General features: G+C 71.1%; 20 protein-coding genes and 1 riboswitch. Of the genes, 10 read left to right on the top strand and 10 right to left on the bottom strand.

What is annotated here, in order from left to right:
- Positions 1–32 precede the first annotated feature (32 nt).
- Together GXW74_RS04590 and GXW74_RS04585 are read left to right on the top strand one after the other, a co-directional pair.
- Positions 33–2,192: an RNA degradosome polyphosphate kinase gene (locus GXW74_RS04590; RefSeq protein WP_211845101.1), complete on the top strand. Its 2,160-nt coding sequence runs from the start codon at positions 33–35 to the stop codon at positions 2,190–2,192.
- A gap of 4 nt (positions 2,193–2,196) precedes the next feature.
- The gene (locus GXW74_RS04585) at positions 2,197–3,714 is read left to right on the top strand and encodes a Ppx/GppA family phosphatase (RefSeq protein ID WP_246522876.1); all 1,518 of its coding nucleotides are present in this window, start codon (positions 2,197–2,199) and stop codon (positions 3,712–3,714) included.
- A gap of 241 nt (positions 3,715–3,955) precedes the next feature.
- Here the strand turns inward: GXW74_RS04585 and rnd are convergent, their stop codons facing one another.
- Positions 3,956–5,143: a ribonuclease D gene (gene rnd, locus GXW74_RS04580; protein WP_211845100.1), complete on the bottom strand. Its 1,188-nt coding sequence runs from the start codon at positions 5,141–5,143 to the stop codon at positions 3,956–3,958.
- A gap of 112 nt (positions 5,144–5,255) precedes the next feature.
- Between rnd and GXW74_RS04575 the strand changes: the two genes are divergently transcribed.
- The 4 genes from GXW74_RS04575 to GXW74_RS04560 all read left to right on the top strand — a co-directional run bounded on the left by GXW74_RS04575 (position 5,256) and on the right by GXW74_RS04560 (position 9,539).
- Positions 5,256–6,206, top strand: a complete 951-nt coding sequence (locus GXW74_RS04575) for an aldo/keto reductase (RefSeq protein ID WP_211845099.1) — start codon at positions 5,256–5,258, stop codon at positions 6,204–6,206.
- A 292-nt stretch (positions 6,207–6,498) separates the two neighbouring features.
- Positions 6,499–8,301 (top strand): aspartate--tRNA ligase, encoded by a 1,803-nt coding sequence (gene aspS, locus GXW74_RS04570; RefSeq protein WP_211845098.1) that lies wholly within the window; start codon positions 6,499–6,501, stop codon positions 8,299–8,301.
- Between the two features lie 34 nt (positions 8,302–8,335).
- A complete protein-coding gene (locus GXW74_RS04565) occupies positions 8,336–9,199 on the top strand; it encodes an EipB family protein (RefSeq protein WP_211845097.1) in 864 nt (287 codons plus the stop codon).
- A 10-nt stretch (positions 9,200–9,209) separates the two neighbouring features.
- Positions 9,210–9,539, top strand: coding sequence for an SMR family transporter (locus tag GXW74_RS04560; protein ID WP_211845096.1), 330 nt, complete (start codon positions 9,210–9,212; stop codon positions 9,537–9,539).
- Positions 9,540–9,757: 218 nt separating this feature from the next.
- On the opposite strand, the gene GXW74_RS04555 is transcribed toward GXW74_RS04560, so the two are convergent.
- Positions 9,758–11,329, bottom strand: a complete 1,572-nt coding sequence (locus GXW74_RS04555) for an ABC transporter substrate-binding protein (RefSeq protein ID WP_211845095.1) — start codon at positions 11,327–11,329, stop codon at positions 9,758–9,760.
- Positions 11,330–11,420: 91 nt separating this feature from the next.
- A riboswitch (TPP riboswitch) is annotated at positions 11,421–11,528 on the bottom strand.
- A 95-nt stretch (positions 11,529–11,623) separates the two neighbouring features.
- Between GXW74_RS04555 and GXW74_RS04550 the strand changes: the two genes are divergently transcribed.
- The 3 genes from GXW74_RS04550 to GXW74_RS04540 are packed head-to-tail and all read left to right on the top strand — an operon-like array spanning position 11,624 to position 14,063.
- Positions 11,624–13,159, top strand: coding sequence for a UxaA family hydrolase (locus GXW74_RS04550; protein WP_211845094.1), 1,536 nt, complete (start codon positions 11,624–11,626; stop codon positions 13,157–13,159).
- Positions 13,156–13,434, top strand: coding sequence for a hypothetical protein (locus GXW74_RS04545; protein WP_211845093.1), 279 nt, complete (start codon positions 13,156–13,158; stop codon positions 13,432–13,434). Before GXW74_RS04550 ends, GXW74_RS04545 begins: the two co-directional genes overlap by 4 nt.
- Positions 13,431–14,063 (top strand): class II aldolase/adducin family protein, encoded by a 633-nt coding sequence (locus GXW74_RS04540; RefSeq protein WP_338148139.1) that lies wholly within the window; start codon positions 13,431–13,433, stop codon positions 14,061–14,063. The genes GXW74_RS04545 and GXW74_RS04540 overlap by 4 nt, the downstream gene beginning before the upstream one ends.
- A 10-nt stretch (positions 14,064–14,073) precedes the next feature.
- Here the strand turns inward: GXW74_RS04540 and GXW74_RS04535 are convergent, their stop codons facing one another.
- The 8 genes from GXW74_RS04535 to GXW74_RS04500 form a co-directional block, all read right to left on the bottom strand.
- A complete protein-coding gene (locus GXW74_RS04535) occupies positions 14,074–14,658 on the bottom strand; it encodes a pyridoxamine 5'-phosphate oxidase family protein (protein WP_211845092.1) in 585 nt (194 codons plus the stop codon).
- A gap of 64 nt (positions 14,659–14,722) precedes the next feature.
- Positions 14,723–15,037: a monooxygenase gene (locus GXW74_RS04530; protein WP_211845091.1), complete on the bottom strand. Its 315-nt coding sequence runs from the start codon at positions 15,035–15,037 to the stop codon at positions 14,723–14,725.
- The gene (locus GXW74_RS27865) at positions 15,034–15,492 is read right to left on the bottom strand and encodes a lysozyme inhibitor LprI family protein (RefSeq protein WP_211845090.1); all 459 of its coding nucleotides are present in this window, start codon (positions 15,490–15,492) and stop codon (positions 15,034–15,036) included. Before GXW74_RS27865 ends, GXW74_RS04530 begins: the two co-directional genes overlap by 4 nt.
- Positions 15,489–16,337: a fumarylacetoacetate hydrolase family protein gene (locus tag GXW74_RS04520; RefSeq protein ID WP_211845089.1), complete on the bottom strand. Its 849-nt coding sequence runs from the start codon at positions 16,335–16,337 to the stop codon at positions 15,489–15,491. Before GXW74_RS04520 ends, GXW74_RS27865 begins: the two co-directional genes overlap by 4 nt.
- An 83-nt stretch (positions 16,338–16,420) precedes the next feature.
- Entirely contained in the window at positions 16,421–17,170 is a 750-nt protein-coding gene (locus GXW74_RS04515; protein WP_211845088.1) for an SDR family oxidoreductase, read from the bottom strand.
- A gap of 11 nt (positions 17,171–17,181) precedes the next feature.
- Complete coding sequence (locus tag GXW74_RS04510; RefSeq protein WP_211845087.1) at positions 17,182–18,972, bottom strand: IlvD/Edd family dehydratase; 1,791 nt, start codon at positions 18,970–18,972, stop codon at positions 17,182–17,184.
- A gap of 80 nt (positions 18,973–19,052) precedes the next feature.
- Positions 19,053–19,385, bottom strand: coding sequence for a hypothetical protein (locus GXW74_RS04505; RefSeq protein ID WP_211845086.1), 333 nt, complete (start codon positions 19,383–19,385; stop codon positions 19,053–19,055).
- A gap of 79 nt (positions 19,386–19,464) precedes the next feature.
- Positions 19,465–20,511 (bottom strand): alpha/beta hydrolase, encoded by a 1,047-nt coding sequence (locus GXW74_RS04500; protein WP_211845085.1) that lies wholly within the window; start codon positions 20,509–20,511, stop codon positions 19,465–19,467.
- Between the two features lie 77 nt (positions 20,512–20,588).
- Here GXW74_RS04500 and GXW74_RS04495 point away from each other — a divergent pair, with 77 nt between their 5' ends.
- A complete protein-coding gene (locus GXW74_RS04495; protein ID WP_211845084.1) occupies positions 20,589–22,004 on the top strand; it encodes an MATE family efflux transporter in 1,416 nt (471 codons plus the stop codon).
- Positions 22,005–22,020 lie beyond the last annotated feature (16 nt).

Genomic DNA, 22,020 nt, shown 5'->3' with positions numbered 1-22,020 from the left:
GTTCCGTTCATGATTGTCGCAGGCACGCCCACATGAACGACGCGCCGACCCTGGCGCCGGAAGAGGCGCTCCTCACCAGCCCCGCGCGCTTCATCAACCGCGAATTGTCCTGGCTCGCCTTCAACCAGCGCGTGCTGGAGGAAGCGGCGAATCCGCGCCATCCGCTGCTGGAGCGGCTGCGTTTCGTCGCCATCTCCGCCTCCAACCTCGACGAGTTCTATTCCGTGCGCGTCGCGGGGCTGGTGGGGCAGGAGAGGGCCGGGATCGGCAAGCTCTCCCACGACGGCAAGACGCCGGCGCAGCAGCTCGCGGCGATCCACGCCCGCGCCCAGGCGCTGATCGGCGGCCAGCAGGAAGCCTGGCAGGAGCTCCGCGGTCTGCTGCGGGCAGCCGGGGTGACGCTCTGCGAGCCGGCCGAGCTCGATGCCGCCGACCGGGATTGGCTGCAGGACTGGTTCATGGACCGGGTCTTCCCGGTGCTGACGCCGCTCGCGGTCGATCCGGCGCATCCCTTCCCGTTCATCGCCAACCTCGCGCTCTGCATGGTGCTGAAGCTGGTGCGGGAGGAGGATGGCGGCACGATGCGCGCGCTGCTGCCGCTCTCCCCGCAAGTGCAGCGCTTCATCCGCCTGCCGGCGCGGGACGGGGCGCAGGACATCCGCTTCGTCCTGCTCGAGGACCTGATCCTGCTCTTCCTCGACCGGCTCTTCCCCGGCTTCATCCCGGCCGAGACGGGCCTGTTCCGCGTGATCCGCGATACCGACGTGGAGTTCGAGGAGGAGGCCGAGGATCTCGTGCGCTCCTACGAGAGCGCGCTGAAGCGCCGCCGGCGCGGCCGCCCCATCCGCCTGTCGGTGACCGCCGCGACGCCGCCCGATATGGTCGATTTCGTCGCCGAGGAGCTGGAGGCGCCGCGGTCGGAGCTGTTCACCGTCGAGGGGCTGCTCGGCCTGTCGGATCTCACGCAGCTCATCGTCGACGACCGGCCGGACCTGCTGTTCACGCCCTACACGCCGCGCTTCCCGGAACGCATCCTCGACTATGCCGGGGATTGCTTCGCGGCGATCAAGGCGAAGGACATCGTCGTCCACCACCCCTACGAATCCTTCGACGTGGTGGTGCAGTTCCTGCGCCAGGCGGCGCGCGACCCCAACGTCGTCGCCATCAAGCAGACGCTGTACCGCACCACGCGCGACAGCCCGATCGCCAAGGCGCTGATCGAGGCGGCGGAAGCCGGCAAGTCCGTCACCGGCATCGTCGAGCTCAAGGCGCGCTTCGACGAGGAGCGCAACATCGCCCTCGCACGCGAGCTGGAAGCCGCCGGCGTGCAGGTGGTGTACGGCTTCGTCGAGCTGAAGACCCACGCGAAGGTCTCGCTGGTGGTGCGGCGGGAAGGGGCGCAACTCCGGTCCTACGCGCATTTCGGGACCGGCAACTACCACCCGGTCACGGCGCGCATCTACACCGACCTGTCCTACTTCACCGCCGATCCGGCGCTGACGCGCGATGCCGCCAAGCTGTTCAACTTCATGACCGGCTATGCGCGGCCGGAGACGATGGAGAAGCTCGCCTTCTCGCCGCTGACGATACGCCCGACGCTGCTCGCGCTGATCGAGCAGGAGATCGCCTTCGCCCGCGAAGGCAAGCCGGCGGCGATCTGGATCAAGATGAACTCGCTGGTCGACGAGACGCTGATCGATGCGCTCTACGCCGCCTCCCGCGCCGGAGTGAAGGTGGATGCCGTGGTGCGCGGCATCTGCTGCCTGCGCCCGGGCGTGAAGGGGCTGTCCGAGAACATCCGGGTGAAGTCGATCGTCGGGCGTTTCCTCGAACATTCCCGCGTCTGCGTCTTCGGCAACGGGCACCGGCTGCCGTCGCGCCGCGCGCGCGTCTTCATCAGCAGCGCGGACTGGATGGCGCGCAACATGGACTGGCGGGTCGAGACCATGGTGCCGGTGGAGAACCCGACCGTGCACGCCCAGGTGCTCGACCAGATCATGGTGGTGAACCTGAAGGACACCATGCAGTCCTGGCAACTCGGCGCGGACGGCGAATGGATCCGCCTGGCGGCGGGCGAGAAGGGCGTCTCGGCCCACGAATACTTCATGACCAACCCTTCCCTGTCCGGCCGGGGCAGCGCGCTGAAGGGCGCGCCGCGCCGCCAGCGGCAGGACCGGGTGATGCAGGACTAGGACATTGGATACGCTTCTGCGCGACGGCCCGCCCTGGACGGGCGGGCCGGGCCGGGCCCGTTCGGCCGTGGTCGATCTCGGCTCGAATTCCGTCCGCCTCGTGGTGTTCGAGGGGCGGGGCCGCAACCCTCTCACCATCTTCAACGAGAAGGCGGTGCTCGGCCTCGGCCGCGGGCTGGTCACGACCGGCCGGCTGAACGAGGAAGCGGTCGAGCAGGCGATCACGGTGATGGTGCGCTACCACACCGTCGCCCGCGCCATGGGCGCCGACCCGGTCGAGGTGCTGGCCACCGCGGCGGTGCGCGATGCGACCAACGGCGCGGCCTTCGTCGCGACACTGGCCGAACGCCTGCCCGACATGCGCATCCGCGTCCTGACGGGGCAGGAGGAAGGCCTGCTCTCGGCCGATGGCGTGCTGCTGGGCTTCCCGGGCGCGGACGGCGTGCTGGGCGACATCGGCGGGGGCTCGCTCGAACTCGTGGAACTCGCGCATGGCAGGTCGGGCAGGGCGGTCAGCCTGCCGCTCGGCGCCATCCGCCTGGCGGAACGCTCGAGCGGCGAGATTCAGCGTGGCCGCGCCTTCGCGACCGAGGAGTTCGGCCGCGTCACCTGGCTCGACGAAGGGGCGGGGCGCGACCTGTACCTGGTCGGCGGCGCCTGGCGCGCGCTGGCGCGGATGCACATCGCGCAGACCGCCTATCCGCTGTCGATCGTGCATCACTATGTGCTGTCGCGGGAGGAGGCGCGCGACCTTTCCGGCGTGGTGATGGCGGCGACGCGGCGCACGCTGGAACGCATGCCCGGCGCGCCGACCAAGCGGCTGCAGGACCTGCCCTGGGCGGCGATGGTGATGCGGCGGCTGCTGCGCGCCTCCGGCGCGCGCCGCGTCGTCTTCAGCGCCAACGGGTTGCGGGAGGGCTGGTACGCCCGCCACCTCGAGGGCGAGGAACGCCGCCGCGACCCGCTGATCGCCGCGGCGCAGGACCTCGCCGAGCGCTTCGGGCGCGATCCGCGCCTGCCGCCGGCGCTGGCGCAATGGACCGCCGGGCTCTTCGAGCGCGAATCCCTGGGCGATGCCGCGCTGCGCGTCGCGGCCTGCTGGGCCAGCGACGTCGGCAGCCACGACCACCCGGATTACCGCGCGGAGCACGCCTATTTCCGGGTGCTGCGCCAGCCGGGGGTGGGGCTCGACCACCATGCGCGCGCCTTCCTCGCCCTCGCGGTGGCGCTGCGCTACGAGGCCCTGCCCGACGCCGCCTTCCTGCAGGCGGCACGCGTGCTGCTCGACGTCGCGGCGGTGCGGCGGGCGGAAGTGCTTGGGGCGGCCCTGCGGCTTGCCTACACGCTGTCGGGCGGCACGCCGGAACTGCTGGCCGGGACCTCGCTCGAACGCAGCGGCGGGCGGCTGGTGCTGCGGCTGGTGGAAGGCAGCGGTGTCTTCGCCGGGGAGAGCGTGATGCGGCGCGTGGAGGCGCTTGCGGCCGTGATGGGGATGGAAGCGTCGGTGGAAGTCGCGGGATGATGGGGGCGCCGGGGAGGGGCTTTGCTCTTCCCCGGGCCTCGGCGTCAGCGCCGCCAAGCCCACCAAAGGCCGCAAGGCCTTTGATAACCGTTTGATCCAGCGGGGATTTCGGGAGGCATCGTGAACGCGCCCGGCACTGCGCGCGTGCCATGCTCCTCCCTGATCAAGTCCTGGTGTCCAGAGGCCTTTCGGCCTCTGGCGGGCGGGGTTCGGGGAGGGCGGGGCCCTCCCCGTCGCCGCGTCACCCGGCCGGGATCAGCTTCACCCGCTTGCCGTCCACCCCCAGCGCCAGCCGCCCCGTCTTCAACGCCAGCGCCGCCTCGCCGAACACGTCGCGCCGCCAGCCGTGCATCGCCGGCACCTCGGCGCCGTCGCCCGCCGCCAGCCGGTCGAGATCGTCGCTGCTGGCAAGCAGGCGCGGGGCGACGTGGTGTTCCTCGCTCTTGGCAGCGAGCAGCACCTTGAGCAGCGCCACCAGCGCGGGGGAGGCCGGCGGGCCGGCGCGGTCCTTCGGCGCCTCGGGCAATGCCTCGTCCGGCAGGTCCTTGCCGGCCTTCACCGCCGCGAGCAGCCCAGTGCCGGAACGCCCCTTGGCGAAGCCTTCCGAGATGCCGCGGGCGCGCGAGAGGTCGGCGATCGTCTCCGGCATGGTGGCGGCGATCTCCAGCAGCGTCTCGTCCTTCACCAGGCGCTGGCGGGGGATGTTGATGCGCTGTGCCTCGCGCTCGCGCCATGCCGCGAGGCATTTCAGCACGCCGAGGAAGCGCCGGTTGCCGGTGCGCGGGCGCAGGCGTTCCCAGGCGCTTTCGGGGTCGAGGCGGTAGGTCGCCGGCTCGGCCAGCGCCGCCATCTCCTCGGCCACCCAGGCGAGGCGGCCCTCGCGCCGCAGCTTGGCGTCGAGGGCGCGGTAGATCTTGCGCAGATGCGTCACGTCCGCCGCGGCATAGGCCATCTGGGCGGCGGAGAGCGGGCGGGCCGACCAGTCGCTGAAGCGGTGCGCCTTGTCGATCTGCGTGCCGGCGAGCGAGCGGCAGAGCCCGTCATAGGAGACCTGGTCGCCGTAGCCCGCGACCATCGCCGCGACCTGGGTGTCGAAGAGCGGCGTCGGCACCGCGTCGAACTTCAGCAGGAAGATCTCCACATCCTGGCGGGCGGCGTGGAAGACCTTGGTCACGGCCGGGTCGGCGAGCAGCTCGCCAAGGGGGGCCAGGTCGAGGCCCGGCGCCAGCGTATCCACCAGGGCGACCTCGGTGTCGCTGGCGAGTTGCACCAGGCAGAGCTCGGGCCAATAGGTGCGTTCCCGCATGAATTCGGTGTCCACCGTGACGAAGGTCTCGGTCCGGAGCCGCGCGCAAAGGGCGGCAAGGGCCTCGGTCTCGGTGATCAGGACGGGGGCGGACTCGGCGGCAACGGCGGGACGGCGGCTCATCGCCGGCGCTTCTAGACCCCGTGGCGGGCCAGGGAAAGGCAAAGCCGGCCGGGGCTGGCCGAGGGGGACGGCCGGGGGCATGCTCCCGGGCCTGGACAGGAGTGTTCCCCACATGCAGATGCGCGCGCTCGGCCGGTCCGGCCTCTCGGTCCCGCCGGTGGTCTTCGGCGGCAACGTCTTCGGCTGGACGGCGGACAGGGCGGCGTCCTTCCGGTTGCTCGATGCCTGCCTGGACCATGGCCTGGTCGCCATCGACACGGCCGACGTCTATTCGGCCTGGGCGGAGGGCCACCGCGGCGGCGAATCCGAGACCGTCATCGGCGAATGGCTGAAGGCGCGCCCCGGCGCGCGGGAGAAGGTGCTGATCCTGACCAAGTGCGGCATGGAGATGCCGGGGCAGGGGAAGGGGCTCTCGCCGGCCTGGATCGCGACGGCCTGCGAGGCCTCCCTCACGCGGCTCGGGATAGAACGGATCGACCTCTACCAGGCGCACAAGGACGACGAGACCGTGCCGCTGGCGGACACGCTGGGCGCCTTCCAGACGCTGATCCGGGCCGGGAAGGTGCGGGCGATCGGGTCGTCCAACTACACGGCGGCGCGGCTGAAGGCGGCGCTCGACCTGAGCGCGGCGCAAGGATTGCCGCGCTTCGAGAGCCACCAGCCGGTCTACAACCTGATGGACCGGGGGATCGAGGCGGACCTGCTGCCGCTGTGCCGGACGGAAGAGGTGGGGGTGATCACCTATTCCGCGCTGGCATCGGGGTTCCTGACCGGCAAGTACCGGGCGGAAGCGGATCTTTCCAAATCCGTGCGCGGGCCGCGCAGCGTGGCGAAGCACATGGGCGCGCGGGGCGACCGGGTGCTGGCAATGCTCGATGCGGTCGCGAAGGCGCGGGGGGTGACCCCTGCAGCGGTGGCGCTCGCCTGGCAGATCGCGCGGCCGGGCATCACGGCGCCGATCGCCAGCGCCACGAGCCCGGAACAATTGGCCGAGTTGGTCAAGGCGGCGACGCTGGCGCTCAGCGCGGCGGAGATGGCCGAACTCGACGCTGCCAGCGCGTGATGGCGGCGGGGGAGGGCGCCGGCCTCCCCCCAGGCCCCCACCCCCAAAGGCCGAAGGGCCTTCGGAAACCAGGAGTCTTAGGGGAATTCGGGCTGCGCGGTGGCATGGGCAACCGGTGTCCCGACTCCGAGGTTCCGCAGCGGGCGACAGCCCTTGGTGCAGCGATCCTCGCGGGCGGGACACCCGCGCCGCAGTCGGCACTGCCCCTCTCCGGCTCCGCCCGCCGCTTGACAGCGCCCGGCCGGTCGGTCCCTTTGCGCGGCTTCCCTTCGCATCGAGCACGGTTTCCGACATGCACGCCTACCGCACCCATACCTGCGCCGCGCTGCGCGCCTCCGATGCCGGCACGACCGTCCGCCTGTCCGGCTGGGTGCACCGCAAGCGCGACCATGGCGGGCTGCTGTTCGTCGACCTGCGCGACCACTACGGCATGACGCAATGCGTGGTCGCGGCCGGCTCGCCGATGCTCGAGACGCTCGAGCATGTGCGCCCCGAGAGCGTCATCACCGTCACCGGCGAGGTGGTGCTGCGCGAGCCCGGCACGGTGAACGCCAAGTTGCCCACCGGCGAGGTCGAGATCCGCGTGCGCGAGGTGGCGATCCAGTCCGCCGCCGAGATGCTGCCGATCCAGGTCGCGGGCGAACAGGAATTCCCCGAGGATCTGCGCCTGCGCTACCGCTTCCTCGACCTGCGGCGGGAGCGCCAGCACCGCAACATCATGCTGCGCGCGGGCGTCATCGCCTCGATCCGCCGCCGCATGATCGAGCAGGGCTTCACCGAGTTCCAGACGCCGATCCTCACCGCGTCCTCCCCGGAAGGCGCGCGTGACTTCCTGGTGCCGGCGCGCAACCACCCCGGCAAGTTCTACGCCCTGCCGCAGGCGCCGCAGCAGTTCAAGCAGCTCGCCATGGTCGCGGGCTTCGACCGCTACTTCCAGATCGCGCCCTGCTTCCGCGACGAGGCGTCGCGCGCCGATCGTTCCCCCGGCGAGTTCTACCAGCTCGACTTCGAAATGAGCTTCGTCACGCAGGAGGACGTCTTCGCCGCGATCGAGCCGGTGATCGCCGGCGTGTTCGAGGAATTCGCCGGCGAACGGAAGGTGTTCGGCGCGCCCTTTCCGCGCATCGCCTACGACACGGCGATGCTGGACTACGGCTCGGACAAGCCGGACCTGCGCAACCCGCTGAAGATCACCGACGTGACGGCGCAGTTCGCCGGGTCGGGCTTCGGGCTGTTCGCCAAGATCGCGGCCTCGGGCGGCGTGGTGCGCGCGGTGCCCGCGCCGGGGGCGGCCGACAGGCCGCGCGGCTTCTTCGACAAGCTGAACGAATGGGCGCGGGCGGAAGGCGCGGGCGGGCTCGGCTACATCCAGTTCGCCGCCGACGGGCCGAAGGGCCCGATCGCCAAGAACCTGGAGGCCGATCGCGTCGAGGCGATCCGCGTCGCCTGCGGGCTGAACCCCGGCGACGCCGTCTTCTTCGCCGCCGGCAAGAAGGACGAGGCGCCGAAATTCTCCGGCAAGGTGCGCACGCGGCTCGGCGAGGAGCTCGACCTGATCGCCAGGGACGAGTTCCGCTTCTGCTGGATCGTCGATTTCCCGATGTACGAGCTGAACGAGGAAACCGGGCAGATCGACTTCAGCCACAACCCCTTCTCGATGCCGCAGGGGGGGCTGGACGCGCTGAACTCGATGAACCCGCTCGATATCAAGGCGTTCCAGTACGACATCGTGTGCAACGGCGTGGAGCTGTCGTCGGGCGCGATCCGCAACCATCGCCCGGACATCATGATCCGCGCCTTCGAGATCGCCGGCTACACGGCGGACGAGGTCGAGGCGCGCTTCGGCGGCATGCTGAACGCCTTCCGATACGGCGCGCCGCCGCATGGCGGCTCGGCGCCGGGCATCGACCGCATCGTCATGCTGCTGGCCGATGAGCCCAACATCCGCGAGGTCATCCTCTTCCCGCTGAACCAGCAGGGCGAGGACCTGATGATGCAGGCGCCGGCCCGGGTGCCGCCCGAGCGGCTCAAGGAACTGCACATCAAGCTCGATCTGCCGCCGGCGAAGGGTGCGGCCGCGCCCAAGACACCCTAAGTTGCAGGTCTGGTCCTCGACTCGGGAGCCCCTGATGCGGCTGAGCCACCTTTCCGTCCTGGTCGTCGCCGGCCTGCTGGCCGCTCCCGCCGGCCAGGCCCAGGCGCCCGCTCCGGTCGCGCCCGTGGCCTCCGTGCCGCTCGGCCAGGCGCTGGAGGCGCGCCACCTCGCCGCGCATCGCGCGGCCTATCGGCTGAGCCTGTCCCGCGCGCGGGATCCGGGCAACATCGCCAACGCCCAGGGCGCGATGCTGTACGAGGTGGTGGACGCCTGCGACGGCTGGGCTTCCCGCCAGCGGTTTTCGCTGACCCTGACCGACCGCGACGGCACCGAGATCGAGACCGCCTCCGACTACTCGACCTTCGAGACCAAGGACGGGCGGCGCCTGCGCTTCACCCTGACGCAGATGACCCAGGGTGCGGTGACCAGCCGCATCGCCGGGGAGGCGGAACTCACCGCCGACGGCACCGGCGTCGTGCGCTACTCCGAGCCGGAGACGAAGGAGGAGCGGCTGCCGCCCGGCACGCTGCTGCCCAACATCCACACCATCGTCACCCTGAACGCGGCGCGCGGCGGGCAGCGGCTGGTGGTCGCGCCGCTGTTCGACGGGACCTCGCCCGACGGGGCGCAGGACACCACCACCGTGCTCTCCGCCTGGGACGCGCCGCGCGAGGTGGCCGGCTTCCCGAGCCTTTCGCCGCTCGGTTCGGTGCGCATGCGCATCGCCTTCTTCGATCGCGACGCGCAGCAGCAGGGCGGTGGAGCGACGACGCCGTCCTACGAGGTTTCCCTGCGCTACTGGGAGAACGGCGTCGCCGACCAGATGCTGATGGACTTCCGCGAATTCGTCGTGGAAGGGCAGATGGTGAAGCTCGAGGATGTGCCCGGCGGGTGCTGATGCGCCGGCCATGGCCTATCTTCACCTCGCCATAGCGATCGTCGCCGAGATCGTCGCCACCTCGGCGCTGAAGGCCTCGGACGGCTTCTCGCGGCTCTGGCCGAGCGTCGTGACCGTGATCGGCTACGGCATTGCCTTCTATTTCCTGTCCCTGACGCTGCGGACGATCCCGACCGGCATCGCCTATGCGATCTGGTCGGGGGTCGGCATCGTGCTGATCTCGGTGGTGGGCTGGATCTGGTTCCGCCAGGAACTTGACCTGCCGGCGATCATCGGGATGGGGCTGATCGTGGTGGGCGTGATCGTGTTGAATGCCTTCTCGAAGTCGGCGGCTCACTGATGCGCCCGGCCTGGGCCGGGCGCGCGGATGCACCCGCCGAGGTCTGATGCCGGCCAGCCCTTCGGGTGACTTGGCATCGGGGTCCCGGTTTCGCGCCCAGCCTCCCCACCGGCCCCGCGCGCCAGACCGCTGGGCCCCGACGATGAGATCATCGGCAAGGCTCAACGGTATGGGGCACAACACACACATCAGCGGTCGCTGAACGCGACCTCCGCCAATCAGCCCCGCCTGAGGTTCCACACGAAGGGGTTCGGCCCCTGCAGCACGCCGGTCAGGTCGCTGCGGAAGGCCGTGCGCAGGCGGAACAGGCCGGTCGGGGCGAAAGGCACGGCATCCCAGGCCAGTTCCTGCACGCGGCGCATGGCGGTGGCCTGCGCTTCGGCGTTCGGGGCCTCGATCCAGGCCTGCACCTGTTCCTCGACGCCCGCATCGGTCGGCCAGCCGAACCAGGCGCGCTCCCCGTGCATGCGGATGATGGGGGAGAAGGCGGGGTTGGCGATGCCGGCGGCCGGGAAGTTGGTGTTGTGCAGGTTCCAGCCGCCCTGCGCCGGCGGGTTGCGGTTGGCGCGGCGGGCGATGGTGGTGGCCCAGTCGCTTTCGATGAGCTGGATGTTCACGCCGAGGCGCCGCATCAGGTCCGCGGTGACGCGGCCCTGCTGCGTCACGGCGGCGAAGTCGGTCGGGTTCACATGGACGATCGGCTCGCCGTTGTAGCCGGCCTCCCGCAGGGCGGCGCGGGCGCGGTCCATCGCTGCCGCCCCGCGCGGGGCGGGCGGGAATTCCATCACGCCGGGCAGGCCGCAAGGGAACATGGCGTGGCATTCCTGCCAGTCGCCTTCCAGCGCGACCGCCGACATGAAGTCGGGCTGCACCAGCACGTCGCGGATGGCACGGCGCACCCGCACGTCGTTGAACGGCGGATGCAGGTGGTTGAAGCGCAGGAAGCCGAGGAAGCCGTTCGGATCGTAGACCTGCGTGGTGATGCCGCGTTCCCGCTGCAGCACCGGCACCAGGTCGGGCAGCGGGTATTCGATCCAGTCGATCTCCCCGGTGCGCAGGGCGGCGACGGCGGTGCCGCCATCCGGGATCCACACCAGCTCCAGCCGGTCGAAATGCACGCGCTTGCCCCCCGAGGCGGCCTCCGCGGGCTCGTCGCGCGGGACGTAGCGTTCGTTGCGGGCATAGGCGGCGCGGCTGCCCTGGACGAACTCGTCCGCCAGGAAGCGCCAGGGGCCGGAGCCGATCATCTCGGTGATCGGGCGGTCGGCCGGGGTGGCGGCGATGCGCTCCGGCATCATGAAGCAGGGGGAGGAAGCCGGCTTCGCCAGCGCGTCGAGCAGCGCGGGGAAGGGGCGGCGCAGGCGGATGGTGAGGGTGCGGTCGTCGGTCGCGGCGATCCCGGCGACGGCGCCCATCATCACCTGGCCGAAGCCGTCGCGTACCGCCCAGCGGCGGATGGAGGCGACGCAGTCCCTGGCGCGCACGGGTTCGCCATCGTGGAACATCAGCCCGTCGCGCAGGCGGATGGTCCAGGTCAGGCCGTCGGCCGAGACGTCATGCCCCTGCGCCATCTGCGGCCGCGGCCGCAGCGCGCGGTCGGCGCCATAGAGCGTGTCGAAGACGCAGAAGCCGTGCGTGGTGACGATGGTGGTCGGATTGAACACCGGATCGAGCGCGGCCAGCGCGGCCTGCGGCATGAAGCGCAGGGTGCGGGCGCGGGATGGCTGCGCCCCGGCCGGGCGCGCGAAGGGCGCGGCGATGGCGGTGGCGAGCAGCGTGCGGCGATGCATTCTTCGTCCCTCCATGGCGGCATGAGGGACGGGACCCGGGCGTGACCGCGCCGCGGCCAGGCGCATGGCGGCGCATGGACTCCGGGCGCGGACGAACGGGTGGCACCGTTCCCTTCGCCGGTCCGAACCGGATCAGGTTCCATGGGTCGCGGGTGAAGCCCGCCTCTCAGCCCCCGATGGGGCTCCCCAAGGTGTCCAGCGCCTTCATGCGCCCGGCCGGCGCGGCGCGCAAGGGCGGGGTCGCGCAGGGGCGGGGTTTCGCTAGGATGGCCGCGACCGAGGGAGGAACCACGCATGGACACCACGACGCTGCCGCCCGTGATCCGCCTGCACCCCGAGGACGGGGTGGTGATCGCCCGCACCGTGCTGCTGCCGGGCACCGCCGTCGCGCCGGGCGTCACGGTGGGCGCGCGGCGCATCCCCGCCGGGCACAAGGTGGCCGTGCGCCCGCATGCGAAGGGGGAACCGATCCGCCGCTACGGCCAGATCATCGGCTTCGCGACCGACGCGATCGAGCCCGGCGCCTGGGTCCACACCCATAATTGCGAGATGGGCGACTTCGCCCGCGACTACGCCTGGGGCGTGGACGCGAAGCCGACGGCCTATGTCGAGGCGCCGGCCACCTTCATGGGCATCCGCCGCGCGGACGGGCGCACAGCGACGCGCAACTACATCGGCATCGTCACCAGCGTGAACTGCTCGGCGCATGTGGCGGAACTCATCGCGCGGCAGTTCGAGCGCAACCCGATCACCGGGCATGACCCGCTCGAAGCCTGGGGCAATGTCGATGGCGTGGTGGCGCTGACGCACAAGACCGGCTGCGGCATGACGATGGACGAACCCCTGCGCGTGCTCCGCCGCACGCTTGCCGGCTTCGCGCGGCATGCGAACTTCTCTCACGTCATCGCCATCGGCCTGGGCTGCGAGGTGAACCAGCTTGGCCCGATGCTGGAGGAGCAGAAGCTGACCGGGCGGCTGCGCTCGATGGACATCCAGGACAGCGGCGGGTCACGCGCCACCGTCATCAAGGGCATGGAGTTCGTGAAGGAGGTGCTGGCCGAGGCCAACGCCGTCACGCGCGTGCCCGTGCCTGCTTCCGAGCTGTGCGTCGCGCTGCAATGCGGCGGGTCGGACGGGTATTCGGGCATCACGGCGAACCCGGCGCTGGGCGCGGCTTCCGACCTGGTGGTGCGGCATGGCGGCACGGTGATCCTGTCCGAGAGCCCGGAAACCTACGGCGCGGAACACCTGTTGACCCGCCGCGCGGTGTCGCGCGAGGTCGGGCAGAAGCTGGTCGACGTGATGACGTGGTGGGAGGGCTACACCGCCCGCGAAGGAGCGGAGATGAACGCCAACCCCTCCCCCGGCAACAAGGCGGGCGGGCTGACCACCATTCTCGAGAAGTCGCTCGGCGCCATGGCGAAGGCCGGCACGACCAACCTCGTCGAGGTCTATCGCTACGCCGAGCCCGTCGCCGCCAAGGGCTTCGTCTTCATGGACACGCCCGGCTACGACCCGGTCGGCGCGACAGGCCAGGTGGCGGGCGGGGCGAACCTGGTCTGCTTCACCACAGGCCGCGGCAGCGTGTTCGGAATGAAGCCGGCGCCGTCGATCAAGCTCGCGACCAATTCCGCGATGTACGAGCGGCTGAGCGAGGACATGGACATCAACTGCGGCACCATCGTCAGCGGCGAGGAGGGCGTGGAGCAGTGCGGCCAGCGCATCTTCGAACTGATGCTGCGCACTGCCTCGGGCGAGCGCACGAAGAGCGAGGCGATGGGCTTCGGCGCGCAGGAATTCGCGCCCTGGGTGCTCGGGGCGACGATGTGAGCGGGCTGCTCGCGGCGGCATTGCAGGGGGTGGCGGCGGCGCTCGGCGTCGCGGTCGTGGCGCTCGCCGTCTCGGCGCTGGCGGCCGGGGCGAGGGCCGTGCGCATCGGCGGCGCGCGGCTCTTGTTCAACGGCATCGACTGGTTCCTGCCCTCCGCGCGGGTGCCGGAGGCCGCCCGGCCGCACATGCGGACGGCGCTGCGGCGCTGGTTGCTTGCGATGGGAACGATGGTGCTGGCGGGCATCGCCGCGATCCTGTCGGAGGTGGCGTCGTGAGCGCCGCCGCGCTCGTCGCCGCCGCGCAGCGGCTCGATGCCGCGGGGTTCATGCCGTCGAAATCGGGCAATCTCTCGCTGCGCGACGGGGATGGCTTCGTCGTCACGCCCGCCGCCCTGCCTTACGCGGGCATGACCGGGGGCGACCTCGTGCGCGTCGGCCCGGATGGTTCGGCAGCGCCCGGCGCACGGCACCGGCCGTCCTCCGAATGGCGGCTGCATGCCGCCATCTACGCGGCGCGGCCCGAGGCGGGCGCCGTGGTGCATACGCACAGCCCGCGCGCGACCGCGCTGTCCTGCGCGCGCCGCGGCATCCCGCCCTTCCACTACATGGTGCTGCTGGCCGGCGGGCCGGTGCGCTGCGCCGAGCACGCGACCTTCGGCACCCAGGCGCTGGCCGCGAACTGCGTCGCCGCGCTCGCCGGCCGCCGCGCCGTGCTGCTGGCGAATCACGGCGTGGTCACGATCGGCGCGACGCTCGCCGCCGCGGTCACGCTGGCGATGGAGATCGAGAACCTGGCGGGGCAGTACCTCGATCTGCTCGCCGCCGGGCTGAAGCCGGTGCTGCTGAGGAAGCGCGACCTCGCCGAGGCCGCGGCGCAGTTCGCCGGCTACGGGCGCGGCGGCTGAGAAGCGCCCGTCACGCGCGCCGAGGCGGCACCACGTCGGCGAAGATCTCATAGGTCTTCCAGGCCGGCTCCACCCGTGGCTCGCCGCAGCGCGGCACATGGGGGGAGGCGTCGAGCATCTGGAAGCGCGGGATGTTGCGCGGGCAATTGGGGAAGATGTCCTCCGGCGTCACCCGCACCAACGCCTGGGCACCTTCGAATTCCGCCATCAGCGGATCCTCCAGCATGACGCGCGCGGTGCCGTTCACGCGCAGCCGGCGGGGTGCGCCCTCCATGGCGATGAAGAGCAGCCCGACATGCGGGTTGGCGCGGATGTTCCCAAGGCTCTTGAACATCCCGTTGCCGTCATAGTCGGGGAAGGCGAGCAGATCGGGCGCGACCACCCGCACGAAGCCGGGATCGCCGCCCTTGAAGGAGCAGTCAGGGCGGCCCTCCGCATCCGCGGTCGCCAGGAAGAAGAAGCGGACCGAGGCGATATAGGCCGCGTCCTCCTCGGTGAAGGCAGGACGGCGGATGCGCTCCTCCATCCGGTCGGCGAGGCGGCGCGTGCCGAAGGCATCCTGCAGTTCCCGGCTGCCCTGATGGTACATGACCATGGACGAACCTCCGCGCTGGAAGCGGCGGAACCTTACGCTGTCAGACCCGCGGCCGGGTGGGAAATCAGCGGACCGGGCCGCGGGTGATCTCGGTGAGAGGACCCATGATCTCGCGGTAGCTGGCCTCGATGCCGGTGACGCCCATCGCGCCCAGCCGCGCGGCGTGCTTCTGGCGGTAGGCCTCGGCCGATGCACGGTCGGCGAAGAGATACACGCCGCCGGCGCGCTTTTCCTCCGCGCTGGCGGTCCAGATCTTCCACAGCAGGCCGGTCTCCTGCGCGATGTCCTCCGCGAGGGCGCGCAACGCGGCCTCCTGCTCCGGCCCGCCGGGCGGGCGGGCCGGGAAGTCGAAGGTCAGCAGGATGGGGCCGTCGGTCATCGGCGCTGTTGCTGGCGTGCCGGTGGGGGCGGCGGCGGCTCGAGCAGGCGCTCGATCTCCACCGTCCGGCCGAGGTCGAACTGCAGCAGGCATGCCGCGCGGTCCGCAGCCGCGTCCGCACCGCGCTCCGGGTTGGTGCCGGCGAAGTCGCAGCGCCTGTCGCGATAGGTGACCCAGGCCGCCTGCACCTCCGCCAGCGCGGCGCGGCGCGCCGGGTCCTGCTGGGTCGCCAACAGGCGTTCCACGGCATGTTCGAGCCGCGGCGCGACGACCGCGCGCTGCCCATCCATGCAGCGGGCGGCGAGGGCGGTATCCTGCGCGTTGCCCATGCAGGTGCGCATGTTGCGCTCCACCTGCTGCGCCAGGTCGTCCTGGCGCGGCGGCTGCTGGCGCTGCTGGGCCATGGCGGCGCCCGGCGCGAGCAGCGCCAGGGCTAGCGCAGCCGCGCGCTTCACGGCGATGCCAGCAGCTTCTGCTGCTGCTCCCCGAGGCCGGCGATGCCGAGCTTCATCACCTGCCCCGCCTTCAGGAACACCGGCGACGGCTTCTTGCCGAGCCCGACGCCAGGCGGCGTGCCGGTGAAGATGACGTCGCCGGGGTTCAGCGTGATGCACTGGCTGACATAGGCGATGAGCTGCTTCACGCCGAAGATCATGGTGCGCGTGGAGCCGTCCTGCTGGCGCACGCCGTCCACGTCGCAGAACATCGCGAGGTTCTGCGGATCGGGGATCTCGTCCTTGGTGACCAGCCAGGGGCCGAGGGGGCCGAAGGTGTCGAAGCCCTTGCCCTTGTCCCAGGTACCGCCGCGCTCGGCCTGCCATTCGCGCTCCGAGACGTCGTTGCCGACGGCATAGCCGGCGACGTGGTCGAGGGCGTTCTCCTCGCTGACGTATTTCGCGCGCGTGCCGATGATGACGGCGAGCTCGACTTCCCAATCCGTCTTCACGCTGTTGCGCGGGATGACGACGTCATCGTTCGGCCCGTTCAGCGCGTTGAGCGACTTGAGGAAGACGATCGGCTCCTTGGGGATGGGAGAGCCGGTCTCGGCCGCGTGGTCGGCGTAGTTCAGGCCGATGCAGACGAGGTTCTTCATCCCCGTCACCGGCGGACCGAGGCGCGGATTGCCATCGACCTTGGGCAGCGAGGCCATATCCATGGCGGCGATCTTCGACAGCACGGCCGGCGAGAGCGCATCGCCCGCAAGGTCCGGGATCACGCCGGACAGGTCGCGGATGGCACCGTCCGAATCCAGCAGGCCAGGCTTTTCCTGCCCGGCGGGTCCGTAGCGCAGAAGCTTCATCGGCGTGTTCCTGACCTGTTCGTTGGTGCCGGCAGAATGCCAGGGAATGGCCGGGGCCGGAAGCGGCGCGGGCCGGGGGCGGCCTACAGCGTCCAGCCGCCGTCGATGACGATCGCCTGGCCGGTGACGAACGCACTCTCATCTCCGGCGAGATAGACGACGAGCGCGGCGATCTCCTCCGCCGTGGCGAGCCGCCCCATCGCCTGGCGCGCGACGAAGGCAGCCTGCGCGGCCTCCACCGAACCCGCCGCGGCCGCATTGGCCGCGATGCGCTCGTGCAGGGAGGGTGTCTCGACCGTGCCCGGGCACAGGCAGTTGCAGCGGATGCCCCGCGCCACGTACTCCGTCGCGATCGACTTGGTCAGCCCGATCACCGCCGCCTTGGTGGTGCCGTAGAGGAAGCGGTTCGGCGCGCCCTTCACCGATGAGCACGCGCTCGACATGTTGACGACGGATCCGCGTCCACGGTCCAGCATGCCCGGCAGGACGGCGCGCGCCACCTTCCACATCGCCCGGACATTCAGCGCGAAGCCGAAATCCCACTCCTCGTCCGTGCAAGTGAGGATGGTGTTCTGATGGACGAAGCCCGCGCAGTTGAACAGCACGTCGATCGGGCCGGCTTCCTTCGCCGCGCGCTCGACCGCCGCATCGTCCAGCACGTCGAGCGGCAGGTGGGTGATGCCGCGGGCACCAAGGCCACCGACCTTGTGCGCGTCGCGGTCGGTGGCGATCACGGTCGCACCTTCCGCCGCCATGGCCAGCGCGGCGGCGCGGCCGATGCCCTGGCCCGCGGCGGTGACGAAGCAGCGTTTGCCGGCGAGGCGTCCTGTCATGGGCGCGTCCTTCAGTGGTTGTGGCGCGATTCGCCGCGCGTCTCGAGGATGTTGAGGAAGAGCGTCGCCGGTTCCAGGCAGCCGCCGGTGCCGAGGCTGCCGACCATGCTCCGGTAGATCTCCTCCCAGGGCGTCCTGTTCGGCAGGTCCGGCGCCTTCCAGGCGGCACGCCGGGCGGCGAGCTCCTCCGCGGGGATCAGCACATCGACCTTGCGCGTGTTGAGGTCGATGCGAATCGGGTCGCCATCCTTCAGCAACGCGAGCCCGCCGCCGACAGCGGCCTCCGGGGAGACATTGAGGATGGACGGAGAACCCGAGGTGCCCGACTGCCGGCCGTCGCCCATGGTCGGCAGCGCGCCGATGCCGCGTCTGATCAGTGCGGCCGGCGGCTGCATGTTCACCACCTCCGCCGCGCCGGGATAGCCGACCGGGCCGCAATTGCGGATCACCAGCACCGTCTTCTCGTCGATGCCGAGCGTGGGGTCTTCGATGCGCGCATGGTAGTCCTCCGGCCCCTCGAAGACGGCGACCCTGCCCTCGAAGACGTCGGGCGGGTCGGAGAGGAAGCGCTCGCGGAAGGCCTTGTCGATGACGCTGATCTTCATCACCGCATTGTCGAAGAGATTGCCGGACAGCACGACGAAGCCCGCGCGTTCCTTCATCGGTTTCGACAGCGGGCGGATCACCTCGGGATCGGGGGCGGGGACGGCGGCGAGGTTCTCGGCCACGGTCCTGCCCGTGACGGTCATCACCTCGCCATGGATCAGCCCGGCGTCCAGAAGCTGCTTCATCACCGCCGGGATGCCGCCGGCTCGGTAGAAGGCCTCGCCCAGGAAGCGGCCGGCGGGCTGGCAATCCACCAGCAGCGGGATGTCGGCGCCGACCCGCTGCCAGTCCTCGACGGTGTGATCGACGCCCATGTGCCGCGCGATGGCGACCATGTGGACCGGGCAGTTGCTCGACGCGCCGATGGCCGAGGCCACGGCGACGGCGTTCTCGAACGCCTTCTTCGTCATGATGTCGGAGGGGCGGAGATTCTCCTCCACCATGCGCACGATGCGCCGGCCGGTCTCGTAGGCGATCTGCGCCCGCTGCCGATAGGGCCCGGGAATGGCGGCGCAGCCGGTGAGCGACATGCCCACCGCCTCGGCCAGCGAGTTCATCGACAGTGCGGTGCCCATGGTGGAGCAATGGCCGACCGAGGTCGAACTCGCCGCCACCATCTCGATGAAGGTGTCGTTGTCGATCTCGCCGGCGGCGAGCTTCTTGCGCGCCTCCCACACGATGGTGCCGGAACCGGCGAGCCGCCCCTGCCAGTAGCCGTCCAGCATCGGTCCGCCGGACAGGGCGATGGCCGGAATGTTCACCGTGGCGGCGCCCATGAGCTGCGCCGGTGTCGTCTTGTCGCAGCCCGTGGTCAGCACGACGCCGTCGATCGGATAGCCGTGCAGCACCTCGACCAGGCTGAGGTATTGCAGGTTGCGATCGAGCGCCGCGGTCGGCCGCTTCAGCGTTTCCTGGATGGGGTGGACGGGGAATTCCAGCGGCACGCCGCCGGCATCGCGGATGCCGGCCTTCACCCGCTCGGCCAGCGCGATGTGGTGGCGGTTGCACGGCGCGATGTCCGAGCCGGTCTGGGCGATGCCGATGATCGGCCGGCCCGACTGCAGCTCTCCGCGCGTCATGCCGAAGTTCAGTTGCCGCTCGATGTAGAGCGAAGTCATGCCCGGGTCGGACGGGTCGTCGAACCAGCGTTGGCTGCGCAGCCGGAAGGGCCGTTTGGTCTGGTCGTTCTCCGCCATCGCGCTTCCCCCTGGTCGGTTCGGGGGAAGCGTGGGTCGGTGCCGCCGGGACTGTCAATCATCCCGGCGGGAGGGGCTGTTCAGGGGTAGTTGATGTCGGTCAGGGTGCAGGTGTTGATCTGCATGCGTTCGATGGCGCGGCCGCCTTCCACCACGATGCGGATGTCGTTCACGCACTGGCCGTCGGGCAGGCGGACGATGAAGCTCTGGCCCGGGGCAAGCACATTGGCGCCAAGCCGGTCCTGTCCCCAGTTGCTGACCGAGGAGGAAGACACATAGACCTCCATGATCGTCTGGTTCGACCGGTTGTTCAGCCGGAAGGACGGGTCGGTCGTCTGGGCCTGCACGGCGCCCGCGAAGCCAAGGGCGAGGGCAGCGGCGGCGAACGCGGGAAGGGCGCGGCGAGATGTCATGTGATGTGTCCGTGATCCGTCGCCTGATTGGCGACGGTGTCATTCTCCGTCACGCGCGGTTGATTGGCGATGAAGGCGTTCAGGCGGGCGGCGCTTCCTCCAGGAAGGCCTGGACCGTCGCGAAGAGGACGCCACGGTTGCGCTCCAGCGGCATGGTATGGGTGCCTTCGCCGAGCACCACCAGGCGCTTGCCGGAACTGTTGACCAGCAATGGGAAGATCGCCGCGGCCATGGCGGGCGGCGTCTCGCGGTCCCATTCCGCCACCACCAGCAAGGTCGGGGCGCGGAGCTTCGCCGGGTCCCAGCTCGCGCGGCCGGCCTGTTCGTTCTCGCGCAGGTCATGCAGGCCGCCGTTCGGCACCCGCAGGACCTGCGGGTTGCGGCGCAGCCCTTCGGGGTCGGTGGCCCAGGTGACGCCGGCCCAATGCTCGAACCAGCCGGGCGGGATCAGCGCGGCGCGGCGTGGTTCCGGCACGCCGGCGATCCATTGCCGGCGCGCTTCCGCCTGCGTCACCAACCGGTAGGCGCCGAGCGGCCCCTCCGTGCCGGCCACGGGGGCGGCGACGCCGGCCGGAGTCCAGGGCGGCGCCACCAGCACCAGGCGGTCCACCAGATTGGGGCTGTCCGCGGCGAAGCGCGCCATCAGCGTGCTGCCCCAGGACCAGCCCATCATCACCAGGCGCGGGATGTTGCGGTGCTGGCGGACGAAGCCCGCCGCTGCCGCGATGTCGGCCAGCGCCGTGTCGCCGCGCACCAGGGGCGGGTTGGCCTCCGGCGGCTGGCTCATCTCCTGCGGGCGCGTGCTGCGGCCGTAGCCGCGGATGTCCATGCACCACACGTCGAAGCCGCGCGCGGCCATGTAGTCCATCCAGGACAGGCCGCCGAGCGGCAGGTCGAAGGTGGTGTGCGCCGGAAAGGTCGCGCCGTGCACGAACAGCACCGTCCGCGCCGGGGAGTGGGATGTCATCCCCTGCGGCCGCTTGTTGCGCACGAAGATCTCGATCCCCGGGTCGCCGGAGGGGACCATGTATTCCTCGGTCACCAGATCGACGCCCTGGGCGGCGGCCGGCCGCGCCAGCAGGAGGGGGGCGGCGAGGGAAGTGGCGATCAGCGCGCGTCGGTGCATGACGTCCTCGGAGCGGGTTTGCGTTGTTGATAGCCTGCCCGGTGGCGGCGCGCACCGTCCCGGGATAGACGGGCGCGATGGACGCCGGAAACATGGCGGTGACGGGAAGGCCCGCATCGTCCGATTGGGGCATGGAGGCTCGGGCGACGCTCGCCCTCTCCGCGCCGATCGTGCTGACCAACCTGTCGCAGATGGCGCTCGCGCTGACAGAGACGGCGCTGCTCGGGCATCTGGGGACGGAGGCGCTCGCCGCCGGCATGCTGGCGGTCAGCCTGCATTTCGCCCTGCTCGCGCCGGGCCTCGGCCTGGCGCTGGCGGCCGCACCCCTGCAGGCGCAGGCGCGCGGGGCGGGACGGCTGGCCGGCGGTGCCGGGCGCGGCTGGGTGCGGGCGGTGCGGCGGGCCACGCGCGCGGCGCTCTGGGCCGTGGCGCTGGTGCTGCTGCCATCCTGGGCGCTGCTGTGGGAGGCCGCCGCGGTGCTGCGCGCCCTGGGGCAGGCGCCCGAGCTTGCGGAACTCGCGCAGGACTACACCAGGGCGGCGATGTTCGGCATGCCGGCCTTCAGCGGCTTCATCGTGCTGCGCGGCTTCCTCGCGGCGATGGAGCGGCCGGGCGCGGCGATGTGGGTCTCGCTCTGCGTCGTCGTGCTCAACCTGCCGGTGGCCTGGGCGCTGATCTTCCCGGCGGGCCTCGGCGTGTTCGGTGCGGGGCTGTCGATCACGCTGGCCAACATGGCGATGCTGCTGGCGACGCTGGTGCTGATCCGGCGCGACCGGGTGTTCCGACGCTTCCGGCTGCTTGGCCGCGTCTGGCGCCCGGATGGGGCGCGGCTGCGGGAGGTCTTCTTCGTCGGCATGCCGATCGCGGCGGCGATGCTGCTCGAGATCGGGGTGTTCAGCGCGGCGGCGCTCGCCATGGGGTGGTTCGGCGCGGCGGCCGTGGCCGCGCATGCGATCGCCATCCAGACGGCCTCGGCCACCTTCATGGTGCCGATGGGCATCGGGCAGGCGGCGACGGCGCGGGTCGGGCTCGCGGCCGGCGCCGGCGATGCGGCCGCCGCGGCGCGGGCGGGCTGGGTGGCGGTGGCGCTCGGCACCGCCTTCATGTCCGCCATGGCGGTGCTGCTCGTCAGCATGTCGCCGGAGATCGCTTGGCTGTTCCTCGACCGCGCCGCACCGGGTGCGGCGGAGGTCGCGGCGCTGGGCGCGACCCTGCTGGTCGTGGCGGGCTTCTTCCAGCTCGGCGACGGCATCCAGGTGGTGGCCGCGGGTGCGCTGCGGGGGGTGAAGGATACGCGCGTGCCGATGCTGTTCGCAGCATTGGGCTACTGGGGGATCGGGCTGCCCTTCGGCCTGTTCATGGCCCGGTTTGGCGGGTTCGGGCCCACGGGCATCTGGATGGGGCTCGGCGTCGGGCTCGCCATCGTGGCGGCGCTGATGCTGCGCCGCTGGCAGCGGCTGTCCCGGCGCGGGTCAGCCAGAAAGCAGGTTTGAGAATGCCGGTGCCGCC

This window comes from Neoroseomonas eburnea (genome assembly GCF_018129005.1).
Taxonomy (GTDB): Bacteria; Pseudomonadota; Alphaproteobacteria; order Acetobacterales; family Acetobacteraceae; genus Neoroseomonas; species Neoroseomonas eburnea.
The sequence above is the reverse complement of the archived record's forward strand: the minus strand, read 5'-3'. Positions and strand labels throughout refer to the sequence as shown.

What these genes read in the sequence shown, in the direction of transcription:
- GXW74_RS04590 (WP_211845101.1), top strand. Translation starts at nt 33, where the DNA reads ATGAACGACGCGCCGACCCTGGCGCCGGAAGAGGCGCTCCTCACCAGC.
- rnd (WP_211845100.1), bottom strand. Translation starts at nt 5,143, where the DNA reads ATGAGCCGCCGTCCCGCCGTTGCCGCCGAGTCCGCCCCCGTCCTGATC.
- GXW74_RS04575 (WP_211845099.1), top strand. Translation starts at nt 5,256, where the DNA reads ATGCAGATGCGCGCGCTCGGCCGGTCCGGCCTCTCGGTCCCGCCGGTG.
- aspS (WP_211845098.1), top strand. Translation starts at nt 6,499, where the DNA reads ATGCACGCCTACCGCACCCATACCTGCGCCGCGCTGCGCGCCTCCGAT.
- GXW74_RS04565 (WP_211845097.1), top strand. Translation starts at nt 8,336, where the DNA reads ATGCGGCTGAGCCACCTTTCCGTCCTGGTCGTCGCCGGCCTGCTGGCC.
- GXW74_RS04560 (WP_211845096.1), top strand. Translation starts at nt 9,210, where the DNA reads ATGGCCTATCTTCACCTCGCCATAGCGATCGTCGCCGAGATCGTCGCC.
- GXW74_RS04555 (WP_211845095.1), bottom strand. Translation starts at nt 11,329, where the DNA reads ATGCATCGCCGCACGCTGCTCGCCACCGCCATCGCCGCGCCCTTCGCG.
- GXW74_RS04550 (WP_211845094.1), top strand. Translation starts at nt 11,624, where the DNA reads ATGGACACCACGACGCTGCCGCCCGTGATCCGCCTGCACCCCGAGGAC.
- GXW74_RS04535 (WP_211845092.1), bottom strand. Translation starts at nt 14,658, where the DNA reads ATGGTCATGTACCATCAGGGCAGCCGGGAACTGCAGGATGCCTTCGGC.
- GXW74_RS04530 (WP_211845091.1), bottom strand. Translation starts at nt 15,037, where the DNA reads ATGACCGACGGCCCCATCCTGCTGACCTTCGACTTCCCGGCCCGCCCG.
- GXW74_RS04520 (WP_211845089.1), bottom strand. Translation starts at nt 16,337, where the DNA reads ATGAAGCTTCTGCGCTACGGACCCGCCGGGCAGGAAAAGCCTGGCCTG.
- GXW74_RS04515 (WP_211845088.1), bottom strand. Translation starts at nt 17,170, where the DNA reads ATGACAGGACGCCTCGCCGGCAAACGCTGCTTCGTCACCGCCGCGGGC.
- GXW74_RS04510 (WP_211845087.1), bottom strand. Translation starts at nt 18,972, where the DNA reads ATGGCGGAGAACGACCAGACCAAACGGCCCTTCCGGCTGCGCAGCCAA.
- GXW74_RS04505 (WP_211845086.1), bottom strand. Translation starts at nt 19,385, where the DNA reads ATGACATCTCGCCGCGCCCTTCCCGCGTTCGCCGCCGCTGCCCTCGCC.
- GXW74_RS04500 (WP_211845085.1), bottom strand. Translation starts at nt 20,511, where the DNA reads ATGCACCGACGCGCGCTGATCGCCACTTCCCTCGCCGCCCCCCTCCTG.
- GXW74_RS04495 (WP_211845084.1), top strand. Translation starts at nt 20,589, where the DNA reads ATGGACGCCGGAAACATGGCGGTGACGGGAAGGCCCGCATCGTCCGAT.